The organism is Prevotella dentasini JCM 15908 (assembly GCF_000614065.1).
Taxonomy (GTDB): Bacteria; Bacteroidota; Bacteroidia; order Bacteroidales; family Bacteroidaceae; genus Prevotella; species Prevotella dentasini.
In genome coordinates, this window is sequence record NZ_BAKG01000007.1 from 99,290 (window position 1) to 109,875 (window position 10,586).

At 52.8% G+C, this 10,586-nt stretch carries 7 protein-coding genes and 1 pseudogene; 1 reads left to right on the plus strand and 7 read right to left on the minus strand.

Going from position 1 to position 10,586, the window contains the following annotated elements; genetic code table 11:
* Positions 1-412: 412 nt before the first annotated feature.
* From JCM15908_RS05100 to JCM15908_RS12435, 4 genes and pseudogenes are all read right to left on the minus strand, one after another.
* The gene (locus JCM15908_RS05100) at positions 413-1,168 is read right to left on the minus strand and encodes a hypothetical protein (RefSeq protein WP_025002534.1); all 756 of its coding nucleotides are present in this window, start codon (positions 1,166-1,168) and stop codon (positions 413-415) included.
* Between the two features lie 26 nt (positions 1,169-1,194).
* Entirely contained in the window at positions 1,195-2,391 is a 1,197-nt protein-coding gene (locus tag JCM15908_RS12430; RefSeq protein ID WP_234396379.1) for a RagB/SusD family nutrient uptake outer membrane protein, read from the minus strand.
* 17 nt (positions 2,392-2,408) lie between these two features.
* Positions 2,409-2,864, minus strand: coding sequence for a RagB/SusD family nutrient uptake outer membrane protein (locus JCM15908_RS15060; protein ID WP_234396380.1), 456 nt, complete (start codon positions 2,862-2,864; stop codon positions 2,409-2,411).
* A 21-nt stretch (positions 2,865-2,885) separates the two neighbouring features.
* A pseudogene (locus JCM15908_RS12435) lies at positions 2,886-6,145 on the minus strand (SusC/RagA family TonB-linked outer membrane protein).
* Between the two features lie 767 nt (positions 6,146-6,912).
* Between JCM15908_RS12435 and JCM15908_RS14570 the strand changes: the two are divergent.
* Positions 6,913-7,131, plus strand: a complete 219-nt coding sequence (locus JCM15908_RS14570; protein ID WP_148295526.1) for a hypothetical protein — start codon at positions 6,913-6,915, stop codon at positions 7,129-7,131.
* A 12-nt stretch (positions 7,132-7,143) separates the two neighbouring features.
* Here JCM15908_RS14570 and JCM15908_RS05120 read toward each other — a convergent pair whose 3' ends face one another.
* The 3 genes from JCM15908_RS05120 to JCM15908_RS05130 form a co-directional block, all read right to left on the minus strand.
* Positions 7,144-7,344, minus strand: a complete 201-nt coding sequence (locus tag JCM15908_RS05120) for a DUF4250 domain-containing protein (protein ID WP_025002535.1) — start codon at positions 7,342-7,344, stop codon at positions 7,144-7,146.
* Positions 7,345-7,512: 168 nt separating this feature from the next.
* Positions 7,513-7,992, minus strand: coding sequence for a cytidine deaminase (gene cdd, locus JCM15908_RS05125; RefSeq protein WP_025002536.1), 480 nt, complete (start codon positions 7,990-7,992; stop codon positions 7,513-7,515).
* A gap of 38 nt (positions 7,993-8,030) precedes the next feature.
* Positions 8,031-9,491, minus strand: a complete 1,461-nt coding sequence (locus tag JCM15908_RS05130; protein ID WP_025002537.1) for a right-handed parallel beta-helix repeat-containing protein — start codon at positions 9,489-9,491, stop codon at positions 8,031-8,033.
* Positions 9,492-10,586: the final 1,095 nt, after the last annotated feature.

Genomic DNA, 10,586 nt, shown 5'->3' on the forward strand with positions numbered 1-10,586 from the left:
AGCGATTCCCGGACAGAAACTGCCGGACGACTGGCGAGCCGGAATAGGGTTGGATGGCAGATGTAGCAGTGTGTTAGTCCGTTGTCGAATAAAGCCCGCACCCGACGGGTAAGGCACGGAGGCTGTAGCCCACGGGTGAGGCATGCTTATACCCAACGGGTGGAGTACGTTTATATCCCACGAGTGGGGTACGTTTATATCCTACGAGTGGGGTACAAAAGGTACTTCCCGACATAGTCTTCCTATCCTGCCGCATGGGCGGAAAGCCATGAGCAAACCTGCGCAAAGTAGGGAAAGCCCGGCCTCCGACAATGACCGGAGCAGGACTCGGAAAAGAAAATCCCCACACCTTCCGCGAACGGAATGGCGTGGGGATGGTCGATGTTCTATGAATCGAGGTCAGGGGAATCTGTTAGTCCATTACAAGGGTTTCGTTGCCGACTCCGTAAACATATCCGTCCTCGGCCGAGAACTTGAACAGGAAAGTGAAGGTCTTGGCAGCCTCGTCGTAGCTGCTGCCTTGGTCGGTAACGCTGACCATACCGTGATTCTTGTCGTTGAAGCCCGTCTCCATCTGCGATGGGAATACGGTAACGCTCGTTCCGTCCGGACTGAACGAGAAACCATGGTTCGCGGCCCAGATGCTCACGATGCGGTAGCGGTTGCCAATGGCGGAGTACTCGATGTCTACCTTACCTATGTTTCCGAACAAGTCTGAAGTGTAGGTACCCGTCCCGAACGGCTTATAGTCAGGACCAGCGAAGGTGATGGTCTGCGCGGTGCGACTTCCACCGTTTACAGCCACTACCGTAATGTCGTAGACTCCGTGCAGATCTTTTATAATGACCTCCTTCGTGTCCGAAGCATTGATTTCCACCTTAGTTCCCTGAGTAACCACCAGCTCTGCATATTGGTCATCGCTCATATTGCGTTCCTCCTTGGCCGTTTTCAGTTCTGCCATATAGTAGACCTCTCTGACGGCTGCATTGGTTGCAATGCGGAAGAGGCAGTCGTTTTCTGTCATGTCTTCTCCGCTGGCCGTATATTGATAGAGCGTGGCAACGGGAGTTCCGTCGTGTCCGGGTTCAGTGCCTTCGTCCTCGGTGCATCCTGTAAAGACTGTCAGGGCGAGAACCATCATCAGCAAAGTTTCTATAGTCTTTTTCATCTTTTCTACGTTTTAGAGTTTTACTATTACCAGTTATACGGTTCTGAGTCACCTGCCGGCTGTATTGGGTCCGGGTTCTGGGTCATGCCGCCGTTGTAGTCGGATTCGGTGCCGATAAAGGCCCACACCATCCAGTTAGGCAGGGTATTCGTATTCCACCGGGCGTTCTCGAGGTGGTTCGTACCCGGATAGCTGCGTATGATACCCTTGTTGAGACGCTTGATATCGAATGTAGCAAAGCCTTCTCCCCAAAGTTCTATGCGACGTTGCCACCACACTTCGTTCTGGAAGGCAGAGGTCGTGTTGTTGTAGTAGCCTTCGTTGTGCTTTCCGTAGACAAACTGCGGGTCGCGGCTCTTGGCAAACTCCGTGAGGAGCTGAACACCGCGGGCTTCGTCCTGCATGCCGGCAGCCTCAATCTCGATGAGCTTCATTTCCTCGATGCGCATCAGCGGAACGGATACGCACCATGCAGCATACTTCACGTCGGCCTTACCTGCGGCATTGCGGAACTTCAGGCACAGACCGCCCAGTCCGTACTGTGCATTTTCCCTGCCGCCGGCATATACGCGTTCGGGATAGTCGGAGTAGTCTTCCAGAGCCTTTATGGCCTCCTCCTTGCCCATTTCGTCGAGCTTGAAGTCTACCCAGCACTTTCTGCGGAAGTCGGTCTCGGGAATGGTTGAGTAGAGATGGCGGTCAATGACGTTCACGCCGCCATAGTTCTGTGCGTATCCGCCTCCGAAGCCATTCTCCATTATCATTACCGAGCCCCACGAGTCATCACCGTCGTTGCCCATAATGTTGGGGTCGGTTTCCTTGAACTGCGTGGCGAACATCCATGAGCTGTTGGGTGAGTTGAAGCCGTTGTCGCGGCTAAGGAACTCGTCCTCGCTCATCATCTGATAGCCCTGCTGTGCCATCTTCGCATACTTCTCCGCATTGGCCCAGTCCTGCATCTCCTGATAGGTACGTGCCTTCAGGCCGTAAACGACACTTACGTCAGGCGTGTACTTGTCGGCACGGTGGTAGTCGGCCAAATACTTCTCGGCTGCGTCAAGGTCTTTCAGTATGAAGTCGAACGCCTCATTCCATGTCATTCGCTCGTTGTGCAGTGCCTGTGCCAACGTGCGTTTCTCGTCGGCCTTGATTGTAGTCAGGGCGTTCTTGTCCACGGCGTATGGCTTGGCGGCATACATCCTTACCAAGTCCAGATAGAACATGGCACGCATGGCATAGGCTATGCCCGCTCCCTGTGCTTGGCAGCCTCAGGCTCGGCATAGTCGATGGCACTGGCGTTTTCCAGCACCTTGTTGCAGTCGCTGATCCATGAGTAGTAGTAGGTCCACGGCAGCTGCGTTACGGCATATCCGGCCGACATATACTTCACGTTGCTGTACCATGTACTGTACCAGTTGTTGCTCCCTGCCGGGACAATGTCCTGTCCCTCCACGTCTCTGGTAAGGAAGAAGGTTGGATAGCCATAGTCCCAAACGTTGTTGCTGTTGGGTTGATAGTTGCGCTGTCCCGTCAGGTTGCTGGTCAGGTTGGCAACCATATTCTTGAAAGCACCGGGTGCATCGAGAACCTGTTGCTTCGTAACATATTCATTCTGTGGTACCGTTTCCTCGATACAGCCGGTGAGCATGGCTGCTCCCATGGCCGATACGAGTAGGCTTGATAATATCTTTTTCATATTGTTTCTGGTTTAATTAGGTTAGAAAGAGAGCTGTACACCGCCGAGGATGGTACGTACCGGGGCATAAGCGTTGATACCTGAACTCTGTGTGCCTTGGAAGCTGTAGCGTGGGTCAAGACCCTTGCGCGCAGACCAGAAGCAGATGTTCTCGCCCTGAATGTAGAAGCGGACACGGCTGAGGTAGGCCTTGCGCGTCAGCGATGCCGGCAGCGTGTAGCCGATGGTGAACGACTGGAAGTTGAGATACTTCGCACTGGTCAGGAAGCGGGTAGTCTGTGCCGTGATGTCCTGATCAGTGTACATGAACCGTGGAATGTTGGTCGATGTATTGTTAGGCGTCCATGCCTTCAGTACGTCGGTAGAGTAGTTGAAGCCGTTGGCCTTGTTCGTAACGGGGTTCATCAGGGAGGCATAGCCGAAGTCGTATATCTTTCCGCCAATCTGATAGTCGAAGATGGCGCTGATGTCGAAGTCGTACACCTTCAGGGTCGTGGAGAAGCCACCGCTGGCAGCAGGCAGCATGGAGTGGGTATAGTTGCTTGCCTCACTCCAGTTGGTCGTCGTGAAGGAGTGCTTCGTACCCGGCATGCTGCTGTTAGACATTTCTCCGTTCTTGTAGGCCTTGTAGATGTCCTCGTCTACCCAGTAGAGCGGCTGTCCCTGCTCGTTGACGCCTGCGTAGTCTACCATCATGCCGTTGTAAAGCTCGCCGCCCTCTGCATACCACATCGGTATGTTGAAGCCTGCGTTGACATCAGCCTGCGAGAAGCCTCCGTACTGTGCAATCTTGTCCGGGGCGAGCTTGAGAATCTTCGCCGTATAGTGGGAGATGTTTCCGGAGAGGTTCCATACGATGTTCTTCGTGCGGATAACGTCTGCGCTCAGGCTCAGCTCAAAACCGCTGTTGCGGATGTTTCCAAGGTTTCCGTAGTAGCCGCGCACGCCCATACTCTCGGGAACGCTGAGCCAGAAGAGCATGTCGGTGGTCTTCTTGGTGTAGTAGTTGAACTCTCCGTTGATGCGGTTCTGCCACAAGGCAAACTCCATACCGACGTTGAAGTTGGTTGTTGTCTCCCAAGTGATGTCCTTATTGCCCATTGAATAGTAGGAGGGGAGCATGAAGCCGTCGCCGCGGACGAGCTTGTAGCGTTCTACATAGTTGAAGCTCGGTATGCCGTCGTTACCCTGCTGACCGATGGAAATCTTCAGCTTCAGGTTGTCTATCCACTTGGCATTGAGGGCTTGGAAGAAGTTTTCCTTGCTGACAATCCATGCGCCGCCAATGCTCCAGAAGTCGCCCCAGCGGTTCTCCTTGGCGAAGATGCTCGATGCGTCGCGGCGGTAGGAAGCCTGTGCGAAGTATTTCTGGTCGAAGTTGTAGAGCAGATTGGCGAAGTAGCCTTCCACGTTGTAGCTGCTGCGGTAGGAGTAGCTGTTGTAGCGGTCAGCAAAGGCATTTATTTCCTTGATGTCGGGAGAGAATCCTCCGCGTGCGAGTGCCTCAAGATAACCTATCTTCTGCTTGTACCACTCATGGCCGAGCATCAGCTGGAAGTCGTTCTTGCCGAATACCTTATGCGCGTTGAGGGTCTGAACGTAGTTCTGACGGTAGGAGTAGCTGGTATACTTATCAATGCTTCCGTTGGTAGCGGCTGCATTGCCTACATACGGGTTCTCGTAGTGGGAGAAGCGAGTCAGCCCGAGGTTGAGCGAGTTGTTGGAGGTGAACTTCAGCCATTCGGTCAGGGTAACGTCGAAGTTGAACTGCCCTTGGAACTGGTCTCCGCCTACCATTACCTCGTTGTACTTATTGGAGCCAATCGGGTTTCCCGTTGTCGAGAACGGACGCGCACCGATTCCCCTGTAGTTGGTGGACGGTACGCCGAAGTCGTACATCGGATGGCCGTACTTGTCGGTAGCGATGACCGGGTTGCCATTGGCGTCGAGATGCCTTACATAGAGCGGATAGATAGGGGCGATGTACTGGGTAAAGTAGCCCATGTTGGCTGCATTGGTGCTGGTATTGCTCAGATTGGGGTTCGACTCGCGGTTGGAGTGAACGTAGCCTACGTTGGAGAATACGTGCAGCCACTTGTTTGCCTGATAGTCGGCCTTCAGGCGGGCGGTGAACCGCTCGAAGCCGGAGTTCTCAAGCACGCCCTTCTCGTTCAGATAGCCGAGGCTGGAGTAGTAGCTGAGCTTTGAGTCGCCACCGCTGATGTTCATGTTGTATTCCTGACGGAAGCCGTGGCGGTAGGCTGCGTCTTTCCAGTTGTCGGGCGTGATGTAGTAGTCTACGCCGTCATAGTTGTAGGTGCGGCCAAGCGTGGCGTTGGGATTGAGCCTGCCGTCCAGTCCTATCAGGTTCTCGCCTTCGGGCAGGGTGAACGGGTTGTACTGCAGTCCCGTGGAGCCGTCGGTAATCATCCGCTTGTTGGCCAGATGTTTGCCTGCTCGCGGCTCATGCCCTGCTTGTAGAAGGCATAGTTGAAGAACTGGCTGTAGTAGGCTTCCATGAACGCGCCCGGGTCGGTGAAGGTATCGTAGTCCTGCACGCTCCGGCTCGTACCTCCCCACTTGGCCTCCACGTTGATGTTGGCCTTCTGGGATGTGCCCTTCTTGGTGGTGATGAGGATGACGCCGGCTGCACCGCGCGCACCGTAGAGGGCTGCACTCGAAGCATCCTTAAGAACGGTTACGCTCTCGATATCGTTCTGCGGAATGTTGCTCAACGAGGCCGTGTAGGGGGCACCGTCGACAATAATCAGCGGCTGTGTAGAGGCATAGAGGGAGGATATGCCACGGATGTGGATGTTTCCCTCGCTTGCTCCCGGTGCACCTGAACCTCCCGTGAGCTGCAATCCCGGCACCGAACCTACAAGGGCGTCGGCCACGTTGGTGGCGATTTTCTTGTCGAGTTCACCGGCATTGACAACGGCTGCAGAACCTGCAAACGACGATTTGGTCTGTGTTCCGAAGGCCACTACCATTACTTCGTCAAGTGCTTTTCCGTCAGGGTCGAGCATGATTTTCATGTTTGGCTTAGCCTCGATCGTCTTTGTCTTGAGGCCGACGTATGAAATTGTTATCTTCGCACCACTTTTTACCGACAGGGTAAAATTACCGTCCATGTCGGTAACCGTTCCATTCTGTGTTCCGACAACAAGGATGGAAGCGCCGATTACGGGTTGTCCGTCTTCTGAGGAAAATACGGTACCGCTAATCTGCGTTTGCGCCAATGCTACTCCTAAGCTGAGGAATAGGGAGGCGATAAACATTAATAGCCTTTTTTCCATAAGTTTTGATTTGTTTAGATTACTATACTAATTGTTCAGGTATATTGTTTTATTCTGATGATTCTAATCTTTTCTTTTTTCCGTTTTTGGCATTTCCCTTAATGGTTCTTCACAGAATTTTGCTTTATGATTGGGAAGCGAAGTGCACAAATATACGATTATTCTGTAAGAGAAAAAAGCTTTTTATTAACATAATCGCTATTTTTTTTGTTTTATTAACTCTTTGCGGTATAATTTCCTTGTTTCTTCCATCTTTTAAGAAAGAAGTTTAAGATTCTAAGTCTTTATTAATATACCATGCAAAATGCAAGGATATGCAGTCTGTGCGTCTGCCTTTACATGCCTTAAGCGAAATGTATGAGTGCTTAGACAGGATGAGTATAATGAGTAAGTTTCAAGAAATAATTTTCCTTTTATGCCACAAGTGGGTGCAGGGAGAGGTTGCGGTCTGACTGAAACAGAAGAAGCGGACAGGCACAGGGCCTGTCCCTACAGATTCCCTGCGCTCCGCCTGCAATCCAAAATAAGATACATAAAGGACAGATTCCGGATGTGAATACCCTGTTTATGGCAAGCGGAAATGTAGGGACAGACCGCATGTCTGTCCGAAACAAGAGAAGCGGACAGGCACGGGCCCTGTCCCTACAGGTTTCTTGTCCTTTGCCCTACGTTGCCAGTTGCTTCCTGTGGCGTAGGCAAAGGGAGGGAATCCTGCCAACAAGCCGCTGCCACAAAACGAAAACAGCACTTTGACCCTGCGAAACGGGCTTGTTGGCAGGGCGAAAGCGGCACTTTCGCATAGCTGTCCGAACGACTTTGACTATCAGGGATTTACAATTGAAACATTCCCCATGCCGATTCGGGCGGCGAACTGCACGGAATCGGCATGGGGAAAGAGAATAAAGCAGCGCAAGGAAAATGTTTTTCGCAATGAAGCCGTCAGCGTTCTGTCCGTCTGCCTGCGCTGAAAGCATTGCCGGCTACTTGTCGTAGCCTGTCGGGCGGAACTGCCGCTGCTCCTCGCTATACACATATCCCGCTTGCGCGAGACGGGCCTTCAACCCGTTGGGTTCTTCGCCGAAGCTGTAGCATAGCGATTCGAGACTATCAAACTCCTCGTCGCGCAAGAGCATGTTCACGCTGCTGACGAGGATGGCAGGGTCTTTGGGTAAATATTCCATGTGGTGTGGGTAAAAAACGCGCCTTTATTTCCTTCTCCGAAAGGGGACTGATGCAGTGCCTTTTCGGCAAGGAGTGCAGGCAGAAATGATGTGATGGGGCAAGCATCCAAGATTCGAGGCGGTCGGGCGAGGGCAAAGTCCCGTCTGCGGAAGGCAGGCCGCGGCAGCCTATTTCATGGCGTCGCCTACAAAATAGAGAGGCAGCAGGTCCTTGATAGTGTCGACGACGTAGATACCGTCCGTCCCATAGAGGAACACACGGATGGGATGTTTGTACCTGTCTTCAATCTCTACGGCTACCTGCCGGCATGCCCCACAGGGGACGATGGGGCTTTTTACCAGACTTCCACCATTGCGTGCGGCTATTGCCAAGGCCGTAACGGGCTGGTCGGGATATTGTGCCTGTGCGGAGAAGATGGCGGTGCGCTCGGCACATAGTCCCGAGGGGTAGGCGGCATTTTCCTGATTGGCACCTGTTACCACGGTACCGTTTTCGAGCCGGAGGGCAGCTCCGACTGCAAAATGACTATAGGGCGAATAACTGTTTTTGGTAGCCCGGACGGCTGCCTCTACCAGCTGCTGTTCGTCGGCCGGCAGCTCTTCCATCTGGCAGTAGCCGATTTTGATGCTTAAATCTATGGTCTTCATAGGCTCATGTACTGAAAAAGAACGGTTTTATCGGGATTTTACGGCTTCTGATACTCGTAGCAGCCAATGTCGGGCTTGCCGTCGCGGCCGTTTCCGTCGCGGTCGATGACGAAGTCGAGAACCTGCCATACCTGTGCGGAGTCAATGCAGGAAGAAACGGAATCGAGGTGGAAGTCGTAGTATTGCTTGTCGGCGTCTATCTTTCGGAAGTGCTTCCGCCCGCTCCGCACGGTGTCTTTGGGGTTCTCCCACCACACTTTGACATAGTGATTATTGTCGATGGAATCGGGCTTTATGGTGCGGAGGATGCAGTGGTCGAAGAGATAGTCGGCCCGGACATCGTCCTTGAAGTCGTCCACGATTACGTCTTCGGCATCGCCGGTAACGAGGCTGTTGAACATTTTGAACTGATAGAGCGGATAGGTGTAGTCGCCACGGTAGTTGGTTAGGCGGAGTGCCGCTCCGCGGTGTGCGTCGAAGGGATAGAACTGGGCTATCGTGCACTGTATGAGCGTTACCCCTCCGCCAAAAAAGGCGGCACAATCGTTGAGCGTGTTCGTTATCTGGCAGTTGCTGGCTACGATGGTACAATTGGTGGAAACGAGTCCGTATCCCTGACAGTTGTGTATGGTGCTGTTGGCAAGGAATAGTTTTTGTCGCTCAATGGAAGACGAATCGCAGACTATACCGTTATAGGCAGAGTGCAGGTCGGTGTAGGCAAGGATGTTCCCGTAGCTTGATGAATGGAAGCGGATGCCTTGCCATTGTCCGCTGATGCGGTCGTAGGGCAGGTAGTCGAACATTCGGTCGATGCGGTCGCCACGCAGCACGACATTCTTCTGTGCCGTTCCCTTTGCCTGTAGTTGTCCGTAGACGTCTATTCCAGCCCCGTTGGCGAAGTAGAGGGTAGTTCCTTCGGCAATGGTCAGCACTGCACCGCTGTCTACTTTCAGCCCTCCCTGAATGACAATGGGCTTTCCCGACGATGCGATGGTCGTGTCGCGCTTGATTTCGAGCGACTTCAGCAGTTCGGCATCCCAGCTGTATGCGTTGAGGTTTACCTTCTGCTGCACGCCGCTCTCAAGCGTGAAGACGAGGTTGTCTTCCACCTTTTGCGGTTCGTCTCCGTTGTTCAGGGGCGATGTCAGCTCTACGAAGACGCGTATGCTGTCCTTGTTTCTCACTTCGAGGTTGTTCACCTGAAATCCGCTTTCCTGCCCGAGGAATACGCCGTCCACGTTGACGCGGAATCCCGTCTGGTTGCCTCGCTCCAACCGTACATTCGTGAGGCGGATGCCGTCTCCCGAGCGGTTGTAGACCCAAAAGGTCTTTGTGGCTGTCGGCACTTTCGAGAAGGTGGTGTCGAGCCGTATCGTGTCGGTGGAAAACGTGAGTTGATGGGCGGCGGACGTGGTGAAGGAGTCGTCGTCAGCACAGGCCGTCAGCATTGCGACGACGGCCAGCAGGGGCAATATGTACAATAGATATATCTTTTTCATTGCTTTTCTAACGTAACTTCTGCTGCTTTATTGCTTGGTCGGGTTAGGTCTCCAAAGATACGGAAGTATTTTCATACTGCCAAGAAAACGCAGGCAAACCTATCGTTTGGCAGCGAAATCTGTCGGGAAGGACGGAGTGTACAATGGATGATTGAGGGGCTAATGATACAGAATAAGGAGGTTGTTTTCTTCACAAAAACTATAAATGTGAGTTTTTCACGTATATTTGCACCAATAGAATATGCAAGAATGGAGATATCTTTGGGGGAAGACTACCTGCGAGAACTATTTCATGAGGGAAAGGGCAAAGGCAAGAAGCATCGTTTCCAACCATAAATTGTGCGGAAAAATATCCGGATTTTAAACCTGTATGGAATCGATTGACAGCACGGAAAATCGGTACTGTCCCATAAAAGTGTGTAAACCCATATTTCTATTATCTTTGTATTTGCAAAAAATGGAACTTGTTCAACTACAAAATTCAGAAATAATTTCAAATCAAACAAGCAATGGTGAGGGTTTTGCGACTCTTTAGTCACGGACTCTCTGATGTCTCATGAGCGCGAATTGTTCATCAATGAACATTCAGGCAAGCAACGCATAACCTTGCACACCCTATGGGACAATACTGAAATACAAGGCAAGTCCGCCCCCGGGGTGAGCTTCCACCGTATGATTCCCCTTGTCATTGATAAGCAAATGCAGTTTGAACCTGTAGTCCGCCCCGGGTGAGCTACCACCGTAGATTTCCCTTTGTCATTGATAAGCAAATGCAGATTGAAGCTGTAGTCCGCCCCTTACCGCAGCCTCCCGCCCGGCACGCTGCATCAGTGCAGCGGTTTCCTCCGCCTGCCACGGAGCCAACCAAACCCTCCCAGTCCCTTGCCCAAGAACAAGACGGGAAAAGACCTGCAGCGGGGAGTCGCCCGGCGGAGCCACAGCTTTCAGCACCTGCCTTTGCCGCACTGCCACTTGGCGGCCGGGGCATGCCCACGGGCCGCGATAGGACAAAAAGGGGGAGTCGCGGAGAATGTCCTTCCGCAACTCTGGCATGACAGTGGGCTATGCGCACCGCGGCACTCCGGCAGCCCGCGT